Here is a 19,511-nt window from a genome sequence, read left to right as displayed (position 1 = left end):
AAGTCCTTAGGCTAATGCCTCGGTGAGCATTGAACTGAATTGTTTCAGCAAAGTAGACGCTTGTTCGGGAGGCGTCTTAACTTCAACGAGCAAGGTACCCTGACCCTGTTCGAAATGTTGTTCGACAATCGTTTGATAGCAATTCAAAGTTTCTGGTGCCGCATAACCAAGCTGGAATTGCGCAGCGGCATGTTCAAAACCGAAACCATGGGGCATTTGATATAGAGATTGTTTTTGCTGCTCAGGAACGGGCAACAAGTCAAAGATTGCACCGCCATCATTGTTGGTCACAACTATAACCATCGGCGTTACATTGTGAGTAAGCAGAGCCAGTGAGTTGAGGTCGTACAACAAAGAGGTATCGCCAATCAACATAATCAAAGGGTTCTTGTTGGCTTTTACCACGCCCGCAGCCGTCGCCACCAAGCCATCAATGCCTGATGCGCCACGATTACTGTAAACTTGATTCGCAGATATTGATGACAGCATATCCACCAGCCTTACCATCAAACTATTTCCCACAAATAGCTCTCTGTCTTTAAGTCTAGTCGACAAGTCAACTGCAACGCTCAACTCGGTTAGCTGGTCATTATTGGATATTTGCGCCAACGCTAATTGTTGAACCGTATTCGCGATTTCGACCAAAGGTGCCGCCCAACCTGCATGTTGACCTAACAAGGTAGGTAAATGCTGCTCTGACACCCATAACTCGATATCAGCAACGATATGGGTTTGAGGCAGATGATCTTGGTTGATTCGGTGCGAATCCGGTGACACAACAATGTATTGTGATGAGCAGAATGATGATGCTTGTGACTTTATCCAATGATTAAGGCGCTTAGAAACAATGCGCTCACCGAACTGAAGAATGAAATCACATTGGTTAAGTTGTTCTTTCGCTACGTCACTCTGCATCCACAGATCATAATGTTTCCAATCACTTGTGACACCTGATTGAGGATCGCAAAAAACTGGCCAACCTAATGCTGCGGCAAACTGCTGAGCTTTTGTCGCTTGTTCAATATCTAGCGAACCGAGAATAACCACACCCTTACGCCCAAGGTACTCACCTAGAGCGATGGGTTGCATGTTCAATTGATTAGGTAAAAACGTTTGGCTGTAACAACTTATTCCCGATTTCCACCCAGCGACACTAGAAGTGTATTCCGCATACATTTCCGCGCTATTCGCAGAATATAGAGGTTCTGGAAACGGACAGTTGATATGAATCGCACCACCAACATTACGTTGTTTCGCCAGCACGTTATCAACTGATGTCAGTAGCCAGTTCAAAGAAACTTGTGTACTCGGGCTTGGTAGGTTTAAAGTACTTTCAACATGGGAAGAAAAGATACCCTGTTGCTGAATCGCTTGATTAGCACCACAGTCGACCAAGTCGATGGGTCTATCAGAGGTCAGCAAGATCAGTTTTTCTCGTGTCAGCCCAGATTCAGCCGTCGCAGGAAGCAGGTTTGCGACAGCAGTACCGGAGGTCACAATCACGGCAACGGGCTTATCGCTGGCTTTTGCTAAACCTAGCGCAAGAAAACCAAGCCCACGTTCATCAAAGTGCGTATGTAAGGTTAGCTTAGGGTTGGCTTCAGCTTCGAGTGTTAATGGTGTTGAGCGCGAGCCCGGCGCAACACAAACATGTTCAACGCCACTGCGTGCTAACTCTTCAAGTAATGTGTGACACCAAACTCTGTTTAATACGGCTTGGTCGTGGTTCATGACGCCACACCCAATGGTGGGTGATCAGAAATGAGGCTGAGTAAAGTCGACATCTTCTTGTTCAGCTCTTGCCACTCATGCTCGGCAACCGATCCCGGCACGATCCCCGCGCCAGCAAATAGCTGTACTTGATCGTTTACAATCAAGGCACTGCGAATCGCCACGCAGAATTCCGCTCGCTGATGACTGATATAACCCACAGAGCCTGCATACCAACCTCGAGCAAACGGTTCGTGTTCAAGAATGAAATCCATCGCCTCTTTACGCGGCAAACCCGCTACCGCAGCAGTTGGCTGTAAGGCAGCAAGTAACTGCACACCATTAACGCCAGTATTAAGCTGAGCATGGATATTGCGCTTAAGATGCTGCACCTTACGCAAACGCACTAGGCGAGCGTCTTTTTCAACATCGACCGTTTGAGAATGAGGAGTGAGACGCTCAATGATGTCGTCGACCACATACTGGTTCTCGTTGAGGTTTTTGCTGTCTTGAGAAAGCCAGTTGGCCAGTTCCATATCCTCAGTAGCACTCTCTCCGCGACCAATGGTTCCAGCAAGCGCTTCTGTATCGAGCTCAGTACCGTGTCGGCTATATAAGCGCTCTGGTGTTGACCCAATGAAACTATGTTTAGAATCTAGCACCAACATAAAGTGGAAACTGTGGTGATTTTGCAGATAACTGGCTTTAAGTAATTGAGCTGCGCAAATAGGCGCGTCGAGTTGCAGTGTAGTTTTACGCGCTAAAACGACTTTTTTATACTCTTCGTCGCTAATGCCTTTGAGCACTTTATCGACAAGGTTGTCCCATTGCTCTCTTTCTGGAACGTGGTTAATCTCTTCGATATGAGCAGATAACGGTGCCAATATCGCCGCTTCAACAGATAGCTTATTTAATGCATTGATAGAAGCAACGCGATCAGGAGATAAGTTAACGGCCAGTGACCAAGTATTGTCAAAGCGGATCAATTCAACCTGAGGAAGGAAGAAAAACGATTCCATGCAACGGCGATTCTTTGCGGTATGCCCGTCAAATGAGCGCCCACCCCAGATGCGTTGATCTTCACCTAAAATCGCATACGCGGGTGCTGGGTCAGAAAATGTATGTAACTGCCCGAGCGCAACAACCTCTTCACGAGTGTCGCGTGACTGCCAGTAGAACTTAGGAAAGAGCGGTTGAGCATGAAGCCATTCAATAAATGCAAACGATGGGTTTTGCGTTAGAACTTCAACACAACGAACTTCGCTTACTTGGGCATTTTGTACTCGCTCAATCAAAGCGGAGATAGTTTGCTGGAAATGTGACAAATCGACCTCGTTCACATCTAAATTATTATTATATTAGTTTGATACTTTAAGGAGAGCACCCACTTAGATCAAGAATGTACTGTATCTTTTCAACATTCCTGTGATTTTAAGCGATCCTACCCCTTTATTCATTTTAGCCAATAACCAAGAAAGCGATTAATTAAAATTTAGAAAACAGTGACAACAAAAAGACCAAACGTGACACTGAAATGCGACATTCATCAGATTTTTATTCTATCAAACGCCATTTTGCGGTACTTTAATAAAGTATTTAAATTAATTTCAGGAAATCGGCAATGCAAAATATCGGGATGTCGTCAAAACTCAACAGCGTATGCTACGAAATCAGGGGGCCTGTACTCAAACATGCTAAGCGCATGGAAGAAGAAGGGCATAAAATACTAAAGCTTAATATTGGTAACCCCGCCCCATTTGGTTTTGACGCCCCTGATGAAATCCTTGTTGACGTAATCCGTAACCTGCCGACATCTCAAGGTTACTGCGACTCAAAAGGCATCTACTCAGCCCGTAAAGCGGTTGTTCAACACTACCAGAAAAAAGGCCTACGTAACCTTGACGTAGAAGACGTTTACATCGGTAACGGTGCGTCTGAGCTTATCGTTATGTCTATGCAGGCGCTACTGGATAATGGTGATGAAATCTTAGTTCCCGCTCCAGACTACCCACTATGGACAGCATCAGTGGCACTTTCTGGCGGTACTCCGGTTCACTACATGTGTGATGAAGATGCCGATTGGTATCCAGACCTTGATGACATGCGCGCGAAGATCTCTCCAAAGACTCGTGGCATCGTTCTTATCAACCCGAACAACCCAACAGGTGCGGTTTACAGCCGTGATTTCCTGCTGCAAGTTGTCGAGATTGCCCGTGAACACGGCCTAATCATCTTTGCTGATGAGATTTACGACAAAGTACTTTACGACGGTGCGGTACATACCTCTGTCGCAACGCTTGCTGAAGACGTATTAATGGTCACGTTCAACGGTCTGTCTAAGGCTTACCGTGTATGTGGTTTCCGTGGTGGTTGGATGTTCTTAACGGGTCCTAAACACCTAGCAAAAGGTTATGTCGAAGGGCTAGAGATGCTCGCCTCGATGCGTTTGTGTGCCAACGTACCAATGCAGCATGCAATCCAAACGGCATTAGGTGGCTATCAGAGTATCAATGAGTTGATTCTTCCTGGTGGTCGACTGCTTGAGCAACGTGACCGAGCATGGGAACTGATTAACAAGATCCCTGGTGTTTCTTGTGTGAAACCAAAGGGCGCGATGTACCTGTTCCCTAAGATCGACACCAAGATGTACAACATCAAAGACGATCAGAAATTCGTACTCGACTTCCTGAAACAAGAGAAAGTGTTATTGGTTCAAGGCACTGGCTTCAACTGGCCTAAGCCTGATCACTTCCGTATTGTGACTTTGCCACATATTGAAGACCTTGAAGTGGCAATTGGTCGCCTAGAGCGCTTCTTGCAAACTTACAGCCAAGACGATCTCGTCGACGCTAAATAAACACTACGAGTGATGGCTACAATTTGCTGTTTTAAAAGACTTTAACTTGTATTCAATCACTTCTATGCTTAAAAGGCTCCTGTTTGGGAGCCTTTTTTGTATCCGCTGTCTCGTACTGTTTGAGTTAACATAAGGTACGAGTGGAGCACTGTTTATACCAATCACAGTAAGTAAGTGTTCAGAAATAGCGCAGGAAAAAAACTTGAGAACAAGGCAGGATTTTTTGGTAAGTAGTTATTCTACAATCAAAAATTCTAACAAAGTTATCGAGTTTTTTAACAAGCTAGGATGACCAGTTACTTACTACGATTGGTACTATAAGGACGCTTATGAAACAGAGCCATTTCTTCGCCCATCTCGCACGCATGAAACTAATCCAACGCTGGCCTTTGATGCGCTCAGTCTCAAGCGAGAACATTTCAGAACACAGCCTACAGGTCGCTTTCGTTGCCCACGCCTTGGCGCTTATCAAAAACAAGAAGTTTGATGGCAAACTCAACCCAGAACACATTGCCCTACTTGGCATGTACCATGACACCAGTGAGGTGCTTACTGGAGATCTACCAACGCCGGTTAAATACTACAACCCAGACATTGCCCAAGAATATAAAAAGATAGAAGCCGCAGCAGAGCAAAGACTGCTTTCGATGCTGCCAGAAGAGTTTCAAGACGACTTCGCCCCCTTCTTAATTTCAGGAACAGCCAGTAAAGAAGAACAAAGCATCGTAAAACAAGCCGATACTATCTGTGCTTACCTCAAGTGTTTGGAGGAGCTCAGTGCGGGCAACCATGAATACGAGCAAGCCAAGCGCCGACTCGAAGAGACACTCGAACAGCGTAAAAGCCCAGAAATGGACTACTTTCTCACCACATTTGCGCCGAGCTTTGAATTATCACTAGACGAGATAAGCTAGCTGGGTATAAGTTGTTTTTAATTAGCTAAATAAAATCAATTTGATAGGTGCTATTTTGAATTCTCAACTCGAACCACCCTTTGTACTCGAACAAGAATGGCAACATCGAAATGACGATGAACATAAGATAAGACGTGACGATCACCGTAGCCCGTACCAACGAGATCGTGCGCGCGTGCTTCACTCTGCTGCTTTCCGTCGCCTACAAGCTAAAACCCAGATTCATGGCACTACGGTGAACGACTTTCACCGTACACGCCTCACCCACTCGCTCGAAGCAGCGCAGCTTGGCACTGGTATTGTCGCTCAGCTTAAGAAGAAGCAGCCCGAGTTTAGAGACCTACTACCCTCAGACAGTTTGATTGATTCTTTGTGTTTAGCTCACGATATTGGTCACCCACCCTATGGGCATGGCGGTGAAGTGGCGCTGAACTACATGATGCGCGATCACGGCGGCTTTGAGGGTAATGCCCAAACGTTTCGCATTGTCACTCAGCTAGAGCCTTACACCGAACACCATGGGATGAACCTGTCTCGACGCACGCTACTCGGGCTAATTAAATACCCTTCTCTGCTCAGCCAAGTCCAAGCGAGATTACAGTCGGAACCTGTAAAACATCAGCGTCAGTTAAGAGCAAAAGATTGGATGCCAGCAAAAGGCATCTACGATCATGATGAAGAGCTGTTCAATTGGGTACTTGAGCCGCTTTCAGCTAACGACCAACAGCTTCTCAAACAGAAAAGAAAATCACACACCGAGCCTCTTGAGCACAATAAAACCAAGTACAAATCACTCGACTGCTCCATTATGGAGTTGGCTGATGACATCGCTTATGGCGTGCACGATTTAGAAGATGCGATTGTGCTCGGTTCAGTGACCAAAGCGCAATGGGTTGAATCTGCTTATCCTCAATTGAAAGAGATGGCCGACCCTTGGATTTGCGAACACCTAGATTCAATTACTGAAATGCTGTTTTCTGGAGAGCAATACCGCCGTAAAAATGCCATTGGCGGAATAGTTAATGCGCTGCTGACCAGCATCTCGATTAAGCGAGTGGATGAAGATTTTGAGAATGTGCTGCTTGCCTACAATGCCGTACTTGAACCAAGCATGGACGCCACGCTTGATAAGCTGAAACACTTTGTCAGCGAGTTCGTGATTCAAGTGCCACAGGTTCAGGTGATCGAATACAAAGGTCAGCAGATCATTATGGATATGTTTGAGGCATTCAGCGCCGATCCTGAACGCTTGTTGCCACTACCGATCAAAAAGCAGTGGCTACTGCATGACGATGAATCGAGAAAGATGCGAGTGATCGCTGATTACATCTCATCAATGACCGATGATCTTGCGCAGAAAATGCATCAGCAATTGTTCTCCGCTCATACCGAGTTTTAGCTGCTGATTCATTCGACTAAAGCAGCTTAATCTAGGTAGTTTTTCTCAAATACACCGGGCGGCATTTGATTAATTTGAAATTGAATCATTTGGTCAAATGCCGTTAGCAACGGACTGAAGTCTCGGTCGCCCTCTAATAAACTCAACAAGTGGTATCCGGCTTCTACCGTCGACAAGCTGTTTTCACTCGGCGCCTTACGGATTCGATAGTTACCTTTAAGATCTTTGGGTAGGTGAACGGTTTCCAGCTCGTGCAAGTTACTCGACACCTGCCACATCTTGAATGCCTTCTTCCACGTACCATCCAATAAAATCACACGCATTTTTTTGCTTGGGTGTGTTGCAGACTCAACAGACACAGAATGCTCACTTGGATACAAAATCACGTGTTGGTAATCCTCATCGTCCAGCAACGCGTTCAGTTTTGTATTATCTGAAAAGTCTTCCCCAACAAGCGTCACGCTGTTTTTTAGAGATAACGAGAGAATACGCGCGGTTCCCATCGGGCGATGCTCTTCTGATGAGTGCTGAAGAATGATAAGCTCAACGTTCGATTCTAGTGGCGTAACCCACTGACAAATACAAGCTTTCAAAGCCTTGCTGCATTGGCGGCAATAACGAGACATGGATTTAATGTGTACCCTGTTTTAATTTTCACTTCACTTTTATGCGTCTTATTCCAACTAGAGCCTGTGCAGGCTTGGGTAGTTTGGAATAACAATGCGATTGCCGATGGGCAATGGTGGCGGATCCTAACAGGAAACTTTTCACATACCAACTACTCGCACCTTGTGATGAATTTAGTAGGCTTGTGGATCATCAGTTATCTGTTTCAACCGAGCAAAACACAGCTTGTTGTTGCTTTGCTTGTGATTAGTTTAGTCATGGGATTAGCGCTGTTGCTGTCGAGCATTCAAATCTATGTGGGTTTGTCGGGAACCTTACATGGGCTGTTTAGTTTATTCGCACTCAGAGAAGCGTTAAACGGCAGAAAGTCGAGTTGGCTGTTAGTGGCAGGATTAGTAGCTAAGATAGCGTGGGAGCAGTTTGTCGGCCCTTCTAGCACGACTGGCGAGCTGATTAATGCTCGCGTTGCGATTGAAGCCCACCTAGCAGGAGCACTGGCTGGAGGCTTCATGGCTATCGCTTCATTCGTAATGAATAAAAAAACCGATCAAAGCTGAATTCTTTCGCGGTTCTTTTCAACCGTTGCCTCACCTATCCCTTTCACATTAACCAAGCTATCTGCCGAGGAGAACTCTCCGTTCTTCTCTCTGTAATCGACGATCTCTTTCGCCTTCTTATCACCCACGCCCACCAATAATGCTGATAGCTCTTCTGCTGTCGCTGTATTGATGTTTACCGTGATCTCAATACCATCGTAAAGCTCAGCCTTAGTCGGGCTGTCTGCAAACACGGCAGAGCTGAGAGTAATAAGAAATGAAATCAGTAGTGTTGAATATATCGCGCGCATAAACCGTTCCTTTGTACAAAAAACGTAACTTATGCATTTGTAACGAGAGAGAACACAATCGCTAGATAAAAATAAAGCGGGTCACCTAAATGACCCGCTTTGTTATACATCTTGTTTTCATCAGCTTGCTTGTTGGCTCACAAATCTCTTTTATCACCCAACCATCGCATGATGAATCTCGGTAGTCAGTCGTTAAACAGGCTTAACTACCAAGGTAATCGATGCTTACTGACCTTGACCTACTACGTAGTATTCAACGTCTGCGTTTTTGCGTAGTACGTTAAGTACGTTAGTTAGGTCTTGCTGGTTACCAACACGCTCTAACTGTGCACCAATTTGAGTGCTGTAAGCTGGGTTGATTTCAGCTGTCACTTTAGAAAGCTCAACAACAACGATGTTGCCGTCTTGGTCTTTCGATTGACCGAACACCGCTTGGCCTTCTTCTGGTTTCGCTAGAGCGAATACAGAAGCTGCTAGTGGAGAGTTACGGTCAATGGTTTCAAGTTCAGTGAACTCAAGGTTATTGTCCGCAAGCACTGCTTCATTGCCAGCTTTAAGTTCGTTCACTAGAGAAACACCTAGCTCAACCGCTTGTTGCTCTGCTTGTACCGCAGACAGTGCAGCCACAACCTGACCTTTCACTTCAGCTAGAGGAAGAACAGTCTCGTCACGAGTCTCTTCTACACGAACAACAATTACGTGCTCAGGAGCTACTTCGATAACTTCAGAGTTTAGACCGTCTTCTTTCACTTCAGGACTCAAGATAGCTTGCATTACTGCAGGCGTCATCAGAACTTCTGGCGCATCAGCTTGAGAGATAAAATCAGTCGTCGTAATCTTCGCATTAATCGCTTCAGCAGAATCATCTAGAGAATCTGGGAACTCAAACGCTACTTTTTCAAGTTCAGTTTGTTGCTCGTAGAACTGATCAACTGCATGTTGGTCTAGAAGCTCTGTCTTAATCTCTGCCGCTACTTCTGCGTAAGGCTGAGCTTGAGACGCTTTTAGTTCGTCTAGCTTAATGATGTGGTAGCCGAAATCAGATTTAACTAGGCCAGTCGTGTCACCAATATTCTCAAGAGCGAAAGCCGCGTCTTCGAATGCTGGGTCCATAACATCACGTTCGATCCAACCTAGGTCACCGCCAACGTCAGCACTGCCAAAGTCGTCAGATTTCTCTTCCGCTAGCGTAGCAAAATCAGCGCCTGCATTTAGTTCGTCTAGGATAGACTGAGCTTTCGCTTCGTCATCGCCTTGAACTAGGATGTGGCTAACTTTACGTTGCTCTTCAGTTGAGTACTTGTCTAGGTGCTCTTGGTAGTATTTCTGCGCTTCTTCATCGCTTACTTCAAGCTGAGACTTAAGTGCTTCAGCAGAAAGCTCAATGTAAGATACCTTCGCTTGCTCTGGACGAGTGTAAGCTGCAGGGTTCTCTTGGTAGTACTGTTCGATCTGTTCGTCAGTTAGCTCGATGCCTTTCGCAAGGTCAGCAACAGACAGTGTCACTGTACGAATGTCACGAGTTTGAGCAATCAGTTTGCTTTGCGTGTCGATTTCGCCTTCAAGAACAAATTCACTGCCTTGAAGTGCAGTCACAAGCTGGTTGCGCATTAGGTCACGACGCATGTATTCAGCGAAGCTTTCTGCGCTGAAACCTGCACGACGTAGTGCTGATTGGTAAACTTCTTGGTCGAATTGACCAGCCGTTTGGAACTGAGGCATTTCTAGAATCATGGTACGGATTTGAGAATCACTGATTCGTAGGCCTAGAGACTCTGCTTGCTGCTCAAGTAGAACGTCGTTGATCATGCGATCAAGGACTGATTTACGGAAAGACTCTACGTATGCAGGGTCTGCAAGCATTTGAGCAAAGTAATCGCCAAGTTGAGATTGCATGCGATTACGTTCGTTTTGGTAAGCTTGTTCGAACTCACCACGAGCAATTTCTGTGTTGCCAACTTTAGCTGCTGCGTTGTTACCGCCACCGGTGATGTAGCTGCCTACACCTGCGAATACGAATGACAGGATAATCAACCCAAGGATAATTTTTACCGCGATGCTATTCACGCCTTCGCGTAATCGATCCATCATAATTTAAGTGCTCTCCGGATATGAAGCATTGGCTTCAAAATAAAAATCTATTCACGCGATATTATCAGAAAAAGAAATGCGCATCAGTAGGATGCGCATAATTTAAATAAGTTCAATGTGCTTTGCACACTTACTGTTTAAGAATGAAACATCATTTTTCAAACAGTAAACGCATTTTACAGCCTTCCCCTCGCAAAACCGAGGTTTCAGCCGTAGAAATTAGTTACATGCGTCTTTAAGTGCTTTACCCGCTTTGAAGCCAGGTACTTTAGCTTCTGCGATTTGGATCTCTTCACCAGTTTTTGGGTTACGACCTGTACGAGCAGCACGAGTACGAACACTGAAAGTACCAAAGCCAACAAGTGCAACTTGGTCGCCTGATTGTAGCGTTGTGCCAACTGCTTCGATGAAAGCGTCTAGAGCGCGACCAGCTGAAGCTTTAGAGATGTCTGCGTTTTCTGCGATTGATTCTACTAGTTGTGTTTTATTCACTGTTTTTCCCCTATGTGTCATCTGTGACTACTTCTCGATGACTGTACGTTCCATTTTGGTTTTAATTTAGCCGCAAGCCTTATTGCAAAAGGGCTGCCGCTTTAGTCAAATAACTTAGCGTCCAAAAAAAACGCTGACAAGCCTTTTCGAGCCTATCAGCGTAATTCTTTACTTATTTTTGCTATGCATCACTATTTTTTCACGTCAAACTCGACCCCTGACGGATCTCGTTCTAGCGCGACTTTCAGTACTTCATCAATCCATTGGACCGGGATCACCTTCAGGTCAGCGATTACGTTGTCTGGAATCTCTTCCAAATCACGCTCATTGTCCTTAGGAATCAGTACAGTTTTGATGCCGCCACGGTGTGCAGCAAGCAGTTTTTCTTTCAAGCCACCGATAGGTAAAACTTCACCACGAAGGGTAATTTCACCTGTCATACCGACCTCTGCTTTAACCGGGTTACCCGTTAAGCTAGAGACAAGTGCCGTACACATTGCGATACCCGCACTCGGGCCATCTTTCGGTGTAGCACCTTCCGGTACGTGAACGTGAATGTCGCGTTTTTCGTAGAAATCCGAGTTGATACCCAGTTTTTCAGCGCGAGAACGAACCACGGTCATTGCCGCTTGAATCGACTCTTTCATCACGTCGCCAAGTGAGCCAGTTTGCGTTAGCTTACCTTTGCCCGGCATTGCTTCAGTCTCGATAGTCAGTAGATCACCACCCACTTGAGTCCACGCTAAGCCCGTTACTTGACCAATACGGTTGCTTTCATCCGCTTTACCGAAGTCGTGACGTTGAACGCCTAAGTACTCTTTCAGGTTATCAATGTTAACCGTTACAGACTTAAGGTCGCTGTCTAGCAAGATGTTCTTCACTGCTTTACGACAGATCTTAGAGATTTCACGCTCTAGGCTACGTACACCCGCTTCACGCGTGTAGTAACGAATGATGCCGATGATTGCAGAGTCTTCAATCTCAATTTCATGAGGCTTAAGACCGTTGCGTTGAACTTGCTTGTCCAGTAAGTGGCTCTTAGCAATGTTCAGCTTCTCATCTTCTGTGTAACCAGATAGACGAATCACTTCCATACGGTCCAGTAGAGGCCCAGGAATGTCCATCGAGTTCGATGTTGCCACGAACATAACATCTGACAGATCGTAATCTACTTCTAGGTAGTGATCGTTAAATGCGTTGTTTTGTTCTGGATCTAGTACTTCTAGAAGCGCTGAAGACGGGTCGCCACGCATATCAGAAGACATCTTATCGATCTCATCTAATAGGAACAGTGGGTTCTTAACACCAACTTTAGACATCTTCTGAATCAGTTTACCCGGAAGTGAACCGATGTACGTACGACGGTGACCACGAATCTCAGCTTCATCACGTACGCCACCTAGTGCCATACGTGTGTACTTACGACCCGTTGCCGCAGCAATCGAACGACCTAGTGAGGTTTTACCTACACCAGGAGGACCAACAAGACAAAGAATTGGGCCTTTTAGCTTATTGATACGGTTTTGTACCGCCAAGTATTCAAGAATACGTTCTTTAACACGCTCTAAGCCGTAGTGATCTTCGTTTAAGATCTCTTCCGCTTTCGCTAGATTCTTCTTAACTTTTGAACGCTTAGCCCAAGGAACGCCCACCATCCAATCAATGTAGCTACGTACTACTGTTGCTTCAGCAGACATTGGCGACATCATTTTCAGTTTTTGCAGTTCTTGCTCGGTTTTTTCACGAGCTTCTTGAGGCATCTTCGAATCTTCGATCTTCTTCTTCAAAGTCTCGAATTCATCAGGAGCGTCGTCCATCTCGCCAAGTTCTTTCTGAATCGCTTTCATTTGCTCATTCAGGTAGTACTCACGCTGAGATTTTTCCATTTGCTTCTTAACGCGGCCACGGATGCGTTTTTCAACTTGCAGGATGTCAATTTCTGACTCCATTTGGCCCATCAAGAATTCCAGACGTTCTGTCACATCTAAGATTTCTAGAACGTGCTGCTTGTCTACCAGTTTAAGTGGCATGTGCGCAGCAATCGTATCAGCAAGGCGAGCTGCCTCATCAATACCGTTCAGAGATGTTAGAACCTCTGGTGGAATCTTTTTGTTTAGCTTAATAAAGCCTTCGAATTGATTGATCGCACTACGAACAACCACTTCTTGTTCTTTTTCGTCAAGTTCTGAGGTTACAACGTATTCTGCGTCCGCTAAGAAAAACTCACTTTCTTTGAATTGGTGAATTTTTGCACGCTGCTGACCTTCGACAAGTACTTTAACAGTACCATCAGGGAGCTTTAGTAACTGAAGAATGGTAGCGACAGTACCTACTTTAAATAGGTCGTCAATTGAAGGCTCATCAGTGTCCGCTTCTTTCTGCGCTACAAGTAGTACTTGTTTGTTAGCTTCCATTGCCGATTCAAGGCAAGTAATCGATTTTTCACGACCAACAAACAATGGAATAACCATGTGTGGGTAAACCACTACATCACGTAGAGGTAGCACGGGGATTTCGATACGCTCGGAACGTTCCAAGTTCATATATTTCTCTCTTCCGCTTTAACTTATAAAGCAGTATATGGGGCTTAAACGACTGGATTCAATGGAAGAATAAAAAAAAGGAGGTAATTGCTTACCTCCTTTTTCAATTTGAGTGACTTGTCTAAAAAAGACCTACTCTGCAACAGCTGCTTGGTTATCTGAGTTGCTGTAAATTAATAGTGGTTCTGACTCACCATTAATTACCGACTCATCAATCACAACCTTGCTTACATCAGTTGAAGATGGCAGTTCGTACATAGTTTCTAGTAGAACACCCTCCAAGATAGAACGTAGACCACGAGCACCTGTTTTACGGTTCATTGCTTTCTTAGCAATGGCACGTAAAGCGTCTTCACGGAATTCTAGCTCTGTATCCTCAAGCTCAAATAATGCAGCGTACTGTTTTGTCAGTGCATTCTTTGGCTCACAAAGGATTTGGATTAGCGCTTCTTCATCAAGCTCTGTCAGTGTTGTTGTAACAGGTAGACGACCAATGAATTCTGGAATTAGACCATACTTCACTAGATCTTCAGGTTCTACTTGAGTGAACAATTCACCGATAGTTTTGGTTCCGTCTTTTGAACGCACTTCTGCGCCGAAGCCGATACCTGAACCTGTTTCTACACGCTGCTCAATCACTTTATCTAGGCCTGCAAATGCACCACCACAGATAAATAGGATCTTAGACGTGTCCACTTGCAAGAATTCTTGCTGTGGGTGCTTACGACCACCTTGAGGTGGAACTGAAGCAACTGTACCTTCAACAAGTTTTAGTAGAGCTTGCTGTACACCTTCACCAGACACGTCACGCGTGATTGATGGGTTTTCAGCTTTACGAGAAATCTTGTCGATTTCATCGATGTAAACAATGCCGCGTTCCGCTTTCGCTACGTCGTAATCACATTTCTGAAGCAACTTCTGGATGATGTTTTCAACATCTTCGCCCACGTAACCGGCTTCGGTTAGTGTTGTTGCATCTGCCATTGTGAAAGGAACGTCTAGGAAACGAGCCAGTGTTTCAGCAAGTAGCGTTTTACCACTACCAGTAGGACCGATAAGAAGAATGTTACTCTTACCTAACTCTACGCCTTCAGCCGTTGTATCACCATTGCGTAAACGCTTGTAGTGGTTGTATACCGCAACTGCTAGCACTTTTTTCGCGTATTCTTGACCGATTACATAGTCGTCAAGATGCTCACGAATCTCACGCGGCGTTGGCAGCGATTCCGATTCTTTCTTAGGAAGAACATCTTTAATTTCTTCACGAATAATGTCGTTACAAAGATCGACACATTCATCACAAATGTAAACAGAAGGACCTGCGATTAACTTGCGAACTTCGTGTTGGCTTTTGCCACAGAAAGAGCAGTAAAGCAGTTTACCGCTACCACCCTCTTTGCTTTTATCTGTCATTCGCTAACCTCTTAGCCTTAACTCTCTATGCTTGAGTGTATATCAATTTGAATCACTTTGCGTTAAACAATTGCCCTGCAATTATTGACCGCGGTGATTAAGAACTGAATCCACTAAGCCGTATTCTACTGCTTGATCAGCAGACATGAAGTTATCACGATCTGTATCGCGCTCAACAACTTCTAGAGGCTGCCCCGTGTGCTCTGCCAATAGTTTGTTTAGCTTTTGTTTGATCGTTAGGATCTCTTGCGCGTGAATTTGAATATCAGACGCTTGGCCTTGGAAGCCGCCAAGTGGCTGGTGAATCATTACACGTGAGTTTGGAAGCACGTGACGCTTACCAGGAGTACCACCTGCTAGTAAGAATGCACCCATAGAGCAAGCTTGACCCATACATACTGTGCTCACGTTTGGCTTGATGAACTGCATTGTGTCGTAGATAGACATGCCTGCTGTTACGCTACCGCCAGGTGAGTTGATGTAAAGATAGATATCTTTGTCTGGGTTTTCTGATTCCAAGAAAAGCAGTTGCGCCACGACAAGATTTGCCATGTGGTCTTCCACTTGACCTGTTAAGAAAATGATACGTTCTTTTAATAGACGAGAATAAATATCGTAAGAACGTTCACCACGGGAAGTCTGTTCAACCACCATAGGAACTAGTGCGTCCATAATCGATGGCATTGTGTTTTTTTCTTGGTAGCTCATATTCTTATGTCCCTAAAATAAATGGCCCGAATGATTAAATCATACGGACCATTGTTAGCAGAATTGTTGACCGTACGTCAACCTTCTACGTCAGATATTACTATATTAAGCAGGTTGCTGATTCATTAGCTCGTTGAAGCTAACTTCTTTATCAGAAACTTGAGCTTTAGCGATGATTGCATCAATAGCTTGCTCTTCTAGAGCAACATTGCGCATGTTGTTCATCATTTGCTCGTTTTGCTCGTAGTAAGCAATAACTTCTGTTGGATCTTCGTATGCTGTAGCCATCTCTTCAATGATAGCTTTAACTTTCTCGTCGTCAGCTTTTAGCTCTTCAGTCTTGATTACTTCACCAAGAAGAAGACCTACAACTACGCGACGTTTAGCTTGCTCTTCGAACAGCTCACGTGGAAGTTGGTCAGCAGCTTCAGTGTTGCCACCGAAACGTTGAGCAGCTTGTTGACGTAGAACACCGATTTCTTGATCGATAAGAGCAGAAGGTACGTCGATGTTGTTTTCGTTAACTAGACCGTCGATAGCTTGCTCTTTGATGCGGTTCTTAACAGCTTGCTTAAGCTCACGCTCCATGTTCTTACGAACTTCAGCTTTAAGGCCTTCAACACCGTCAGCAGCGCCGAACTTAGAAACGAATTCTTCGTTTAGTTCTGGAAGTTCACGAGCTTCAACTTTATTCAGCTTGATAGAGAACTTAGCCGCTTTACCTTTTAGGTTTTCAGCGTGGTAATCTTCTGGGAAGTTTACGTCGATTTCGAATTCCATACCTGCTGTTTTACCAACGATACCGTCTTCGAAGCCAGGGATCATGCGACCAGCACCCATCTCTAGTGGGAAGTTCTCAGCTTTACCGCCTTCGAACTCTTCACCGTCGATAGAACCAACGAAGTCGATAGTTGCACGAGAACCAGCGTCAGCTGCAGCTTCAACTTCAGTCCAAGTTGCTTGTTGCTTACGTAGAGTTTCGATCATCTCTTCAACGTCTGCGTCTTTAACTTCTACTGCTGGTTTCTCAACAGTGATGTTTTCTAGACCTTTCAGCTCAACTTCTGGGTAAACTTCAAAAGTTGCGTTGAATACTAGGTCAGCGCCTTCGTTGTTTTCAACTGGTGCGAAAGTTGGTGCGCCAGCTGGGTTGATTTTCTCTTTAACGATCGCTTCGATGAAGTGACGTTGCATTACTTCGCCCATCACGTCTTGACGTACTGCTTTGCCGTACATTTTAGCAACCATCTTCATTGGCACTTTGCCTTTACGGAAACCATCGAAACGACGGTTTTTCGCGATGTTGCGTAGTTCAGCTGTAACTGCATCTTCGATGTTAGCAGCAGGAACAGTAATATTAAGACGGCGCTCTAGGCCTTCTAGCGTTTCAACAGTAACTTGCATTATATAAACCTCAAAACTGGCTCAGTAATCTGAGCATATGAGCCGTAACTTAGCTTTAATTCAAAAGCCGACGTTGTTGGCTGCATCCTTGTGTAGTGCTCTATCCGAACACCTAATTTAAAATCGAGCATTGATGTCTGAATTGATTATTCAACCAAACACCAGACTAATCAGCGATATCTTCGTTCTTCACGCGCCAATTAAAACGCAACAAAGCTTGTTTTCAGAAACAAGAAAGGTATCTCCGATTAGCCTCAGGACAGAAATTTTAGACGCGACATTCTAGCGATCTGTTTAATCTCTGTCGAGCCGTTCACCTCTGCTTGATGATGAATGCTCTAAATTCGTCCAACTAAATGATACAAAAACGATCAAAACATCACTTAGCACAACAGAAATGGGGACAATAGCGACTTTTTCAAGGGAATCGAGGGCTTTTTTTCCTAAAAACCTTAAAAAGAGATCTTGCTCTTGTTTTACCCCTCAGAGTCGATAACTTTTTCAACAATCCCCGTTACAAACCCTTAACCTACACCCATCTGTTCACTCTCGGCTTTCAGCAAAAACTACCGCTATTTGCTACCATAAACGAGAGAAGACAGGCTTGATTGTCTACCAAAGAAATTAGCGGAGAGCCTTCATGTTTCAAGCTTTTAGAATCCCAATACTGTTAATGGCCACATACAGTTTACTGATGGTGTTTGGCGGTCATTGGGTGTGGAGCACAAGCCATGAAAGTTTGTTAAATGATCATCAATCTAACTTAGACCGTTTTTCCGTTCACGTTGCCAGCCAATTGGACAAGTTCGCCCACATCCCAGAACTACTTTCAAAAGATAAAGAGCTGATCGATGCCCTACACTCGCCAAGCAATTCTGCCCAGATAGAGCTAACCAACCGCTATCTAGAGCACGTCAACACAGTGATTCAGGCATCCGATACCTATTTATTGGATAACATTGGCACCACTATCTCGGCCAGTAATTGGGACTTAAAGCACTCATTTGTCGGGCGTAATTTCGCCTTTCGCCCTTATTACCAACAAGCCATTCAAGGGCATGAAAAACAATACTTTGCCTTAGGCTCAACCTCGGGCAAGCGTGGTTACTATTATTCTTACCCTGTTTCCTATGCCGCTGAAATCATTGGTGTAATTGTGGTAAAAATGGATTTGTCTTTGATTGAAGCAAGCTGGCAAGGCAAACAGAGTTTTTTTGTCGCTGATGATAAAGACCAGATTATTTTCATGTCGAGCAATCCAGAGTGGCTATTCAAAAGTCTTCAACCTCTTGATGCAGCACAGCAAACTCGCATTCGAGAGAATCAACAATACCTCGATACTCAAATTGAAAGCCTGCATTTCTCTGGCGACCTAGAAAGCCCCACCAGCAGTATTCGCTCGTCTCACCGCTTAGTTAAAGAGAAGTTCTTCACCTCTTCACGCTTTCTACCTGATCCTGGATTAACGGTTAGGGTCTTCTCTCCCACCCACTTGGTTTGGTGGGACTTGGTCGCCTATATGGTGGTGTTGAGTTTGGTCTTTGCGATCATTTATCTGGTCATCCAACTTAATCTGCACCGTCAACATAGGCGTGCTCAGATCGACAGGCTGCAGTCAGAAGCTAACCAAAAACTAGAGTTTCAAGTACTCGAAAGAACCTCTGAACTACACGTTGAGATCAAGCAACGTATCGAAACCGAGCGGGTACTCAGACACACTCAAGACGAGCTCATCCAAGCGGCAAAATTGGCGGTATTAGGTCAGATGTCAGCAAGCATCAGCCACGAACTGAATAACCCACTCGCTGCGATTCGTAGCTACGCCGACAATGGCCGACTTTTTCTCGCCAAAGAGAAAACCGATCGTGTCGATGACAACTTATCGCGTATTTCAGCCCTCACCGATCGCATGGCGAAAATTAGCCACCAGCTTCGCTCCTTTGCTAAAAAGTCGACCGCGGAAGAGCTGCACATATTACAGATCCTCCCTGTATTGCATTCATCTAGGGAATTGATGAAGCCACAACTCAAGAGTGAGCGAGTCAAGACCAATGAGCTGCCTGAAACCTTTGATGCATGCATACTCGCCAATGCCATCCAGCTCGAGCAGGTCATTATTAACCTACTCACCAACGCGATTCAGGCGATGGAAAGCCAAGACGACAAGCAGTTGGCTATCCTATTAGAAGTTAAAGAGACAGATGAAGCCAACACGCTACTGATCCACGTCGATGATAATGGCCCCGGCTTTACTTCCTCTTCGAGCGGAAACTTTTTCGAACCCTTCCATACGACAAAGAAGAATGGCTTAGGGCTTGGGCTATCGATATCTCAACAGATAATCAGCGGGATTAACGGCAAGCTCACGACAGGAACAAGTCCACAAGGCGGTGCTCGATTTAGCATAGAGTTACCCGTTATGAAACAACAGTAAGAGCAACAGAAAGAACAAGAACAGCAAAGAACAAAAAGAATAAAACCCAGCACACGAAGCAAAAATAACAGA

General features: G+C 45.0%; 15 protein-coding genes and 1 pseudogene. 5 read left to right on the top strand and 11 right to left on the bottom strand.

Translation table 11 applies throughout. The features are described 5' to 3' along the window. Positions 1-6: 6 nt before the first annotated feature. Positions 7-1,731, bottom strand: coding sequence for a 2-succinyl-5-enolpyruvyl-6-hydroxy-3-cyclohexene-1-carboxylic-acid synthase (gene menD, locus ITG10_RS12830; protein ID WP_017630001.1), 1,725 nt, complete (start codon positions 1,729-1,731; stop codon positions 7-9). After that, positions 1,728-3,035, bottom strand: coding sequence for an isochorismate synthase MenF (locus tag ITG10_RS12825; RefSeq protein WP_248386428.1), 1,308 nt, complete (start codon positions 3,033-3,035; stop codon positions 1,728-1,730). The genes menD and ITG10_RS12825 overlap by 4 nt, the downstream gene beginning before the upstream one ends. A gap of 296 nt (positions 3,036-3,331) precedes the next feature. Here ITG10_RS12825 and ITG10_RS12820 point away from each other — a divergent pair, with 296 nt between their 5' ends. From ITG10_RS12820 to ITG10_RS12810, 3 genes are all read left to right on the top strand, one after another. Continuing rightward, positions 3,332-4,567: a pyridoxal phosphate-dependent aminotransferase gene (locus tag ITG10_RS12820; RefSeq protein WP_026084153.1), complete on the top strand. Its 1,236-nt coding sequence runs from the start codon at positions 3,332-3,334 to the stop codon at positions 4,565-4,567. Between the two features lie 329 nt (positions 4,568-4,896). Further along, positions 4,897-5,481: a 5'-deoxynucleotidase gene (yfbR, locus tag ITG10_RS12815; RefSeq protein ID WP_017631686.1), complete on the top strand. Its 585-nt coding sequence runs from the start codon at positions 4,897-4,899 to the stop codon at positions 5,479-5,481. 55 nt (positions 5,482-5,536) lie between these two features. Next, a complete protein-coding gene (locus ITG10_RS12810) occupies positions 5,537-6,880 on the top strand; it encodes an anti-phage deoxyguanosine triphosphatase (protein ID WP_017631687.1) in 1,344 nt (447 codons plus the stop codon). 26 nt (positions 6,881-6,906) lie between these two features. Here the strand turns inward: ITG10_RS12810 and ITG10_RS12805 are convergent, their stop codons facing one another. Further along, positions 6,907-7,506: a DTW domain-containing protein gene (locus ITG10_RS12805; protein ID WP_017631688.1), complete on the bottom strand. Its 600-nt coding sequence runs from the start codon at positions 7,504-7,506 to the stop codon at positions 6,907-6,909. A 9-nt stretch (positions 7,507-7,515) separates the two neighbouring features. Between ITG10_RS12805 and rrtA the strand changes: the two genes are divergently transcribed. Further along, positions 7,516-8,064, top strand: a complete 549-nt coding sequence (gene rrtA, locus ITG10_RS12800; protein ID WP_248386427.1) for a rhombosortase — start codon at positions 7,516-7,518, stop codon at positions 8,062-8,064. Here rrtA and ITG10_RS12795 read toward each other — a convergent pair. From ITG10_RS12795 to ITG10_RS26480, 8 genes and pseudogenes are all read right to left on the bottom strand, one after another. Then, complete coding sequence (locus ITG10_RS12795) at positions 8,055-8,354, bottom strand: ComEA family DNA-binding protein (protein ID WP_017631690.1); 300 nt, start codon at positions 8,352-8,354, stop codon at positions 8,055-8,057. The genes rrtA and ITG10_RS12795 overlap by 10 nt on opposite strands. A 225-nt stretch (positions 8,355-8,579) precedes the next feature. Beyond that, a complete protein-coding gene (ppiD, locus tag ITG10_RS12790; RefSeq protein WP_017631691.1) occupies positions 8,580-10,445 on the bottom strand; it encodes a peptidylprolyl isomerase in 1,866 nt (621 codons plus the stop codon). Positions 10,446-10,664: 219 nt separating this feature from the next. After that, positions 10,665-10,958 carry an HU family DNA-binding protein gene (locus tag ITG10_RS12785; protein ID WP_012604504.1) on the bottom strand — a complete coding sequence of 98 codons (294 nt, stop codon included), beginning with the start codon at positions 10,956-10,958 and terminating at the stop codon, positions 10,665-10,667. Positions 10,959-11,128: 170 nt separating this feature from the next. Then, positions 11,129-13,480 carry an endopeptidase La gene (gene lon / locus ITG10_RS12780; RefSeq protein ID WP_017060619.1) on the bottom strand — a complete coding sequence of 784 codons (2,352 nt, stop codon included), beginning with the start codon at positions 13,478-13,480 and terminating at the stop codon, positions 11,129-11,131. A 132-nt stretch (positions 13,481-13,612) separates the two neighbouring features. Further along, on the bottom strand, positions 13,613-14,893 hold the full coding sequence (gene clpX / locus ITG10_RS12775) for an ATP-dependent protease ATP-binding subunit ClpX (protein ID WP_248386426.1): 1,281 nt from the start codon (positions 14,891-14,893) through the stop codon (positions 13,613-13,615). 81 nt (positions 14,894-14,974) lie between these two features. Continuing rightward, positions 14,975-15,601 carry an ATP-dependent Clp endopeptidase proteolytic subunit ClpP gene (gene clpP, locus ITG10_RS12770; protein WP_004736080.1) on the bottom strand — a complete coding sequence of 209 codons (627 nt, stop codon included), beginning with the start codon at positions 15,599-15,601 and terminating at the stop codon, positions 14,975-14,977. A 105-nt stretch (positions 15,602-15,706) separates the two neighbouring features. After that, the gene (gene tig, locus ITG10_RS12765) at positions 15,707-17,005 is read right to left on the bottom strand and encodes a trigger factor (protein WP_017631415.1); all 1,299 of its coding nucleotides are present in this window, start codon (positions 17,003-17,005) and stop codon (positions 15,707-15,709) included. Positions 17,006-17,299: 294 nt separating this feature from the next. After that, a pseudogene (locus ITG10_RS26480) lies at positions 17,300-17,482 on the bottom strand (hypothetical protein); the annotation flags it as partial. Positions 17,483-17,645: 163 nt separating this feature from the next. Here ITG10_RS26480 and ITG10_RS12760 point away from each other — a divergent pair. Further along, complete coding sequence (locus ITG10_RS12760; RefSeq protein ID WP_017631413.1) at positions 17,646-19,439, top strand: ATP-binding protein; 1,794 nt, start codon at positions 17,646-17,648, stop codon at positions 19,437-19,439. Positions 19,440-19,511 lie beyond the last annotated feature (72 nt).

It is taken from the genome of Vibrio sp. ED004 (assembly GCF_023206395.1).
In the GTDB taxonomy this organism is placed as follows: domain Bacteria; phylum Pseudomonadota; class Gammaproteobacteria; order Enterobacterales; family Vibrionaceae; genus Vibrio.
This window is presented reverse-complemented; position numbering and strand designations above follow the sequence as displayed.

Bases quoted from the DNA above. Each gene is read 5' to 3' on its own strand.
- ITG10_RS12805 (WP_017631688.1), bottom strand. From the start codon at position 7,506: ATGTCTCGTTATTGCCGCCAATGCAGCAAGGCTTTGAAAGCTTGTATT.
- clpP (WP_004736080.1), bottom strand. From the start codon at position 15,601: ATGAGCTACCAAGAAAAAAACACAATGCCATCGATTATGGACGCACTA.
- tig (WP_017631415.1), bottom strand. From the start codon at position 17,005: ATGCAAGTTACTGTTGAAACGCTAGAAGGCCTAGAGCGCCGTCTTAAT.
- yfbR (WP_017631686.1), top strand. From the start codon at position 4,897: ATGAAACAGAGCCATTTCTTCGCCCATCTCGCACGCATGAAACTAATC.
- ITG10_RS12785 (WP_012604504.1), bottom strand. From the start codon at position 10,958: ATGACACATAGGGGAAAAACAGTGAATAAAACACAACTAGTAGAATCA.
- clpX (WP_248386426.1), bottom strand. From the start codon at position 14,893: ATGACAGATAAAAGCAAAGAGGGTGGTAGCGGTAAACTGCTTTACTGC.
- lon (WP_017060619.1), bottom strand. From the start codon at position 13,480: ATGAACTTGGAACGTTCCGAGCGTATCGAAATCCCCGTGCTACCTCTA.
- ITG10_RS12820 (WP_026084153.1), top strand. From the start codon at position 3,332: ATGCAAAATATCGGGATGTCGTCAAAACTCAACAGCGTATGCTACGAA.
- ITG10_RS12795 (WP_017631690.1), bottom strand. From the start codon at position 8,354: ATGCGCGCGATATATTCAACACTACTGATTTCATTTCTTATTACTCTC.
- ITG10_RS12760 (WP_017631413.1), top strand. From the start codon at position 17,646: ATGTTTCAAGCTTTTAGAATCCCAATACTGTTAATGGCCACATACAGT.
- ppiD (WP_017631691.1), bottom strand. From the start codon at position 10,445: ATGATGGATCGATTACGCGAAGGCGTGAATAGCATCGCGGTAAAAATT.
- menD (WP_017630001.1), bottom strand. From the start codon at position 1,731: ATGAACCACGACCAAGCCGTATTAAACAGAGTTTGGTGTCACACATTA.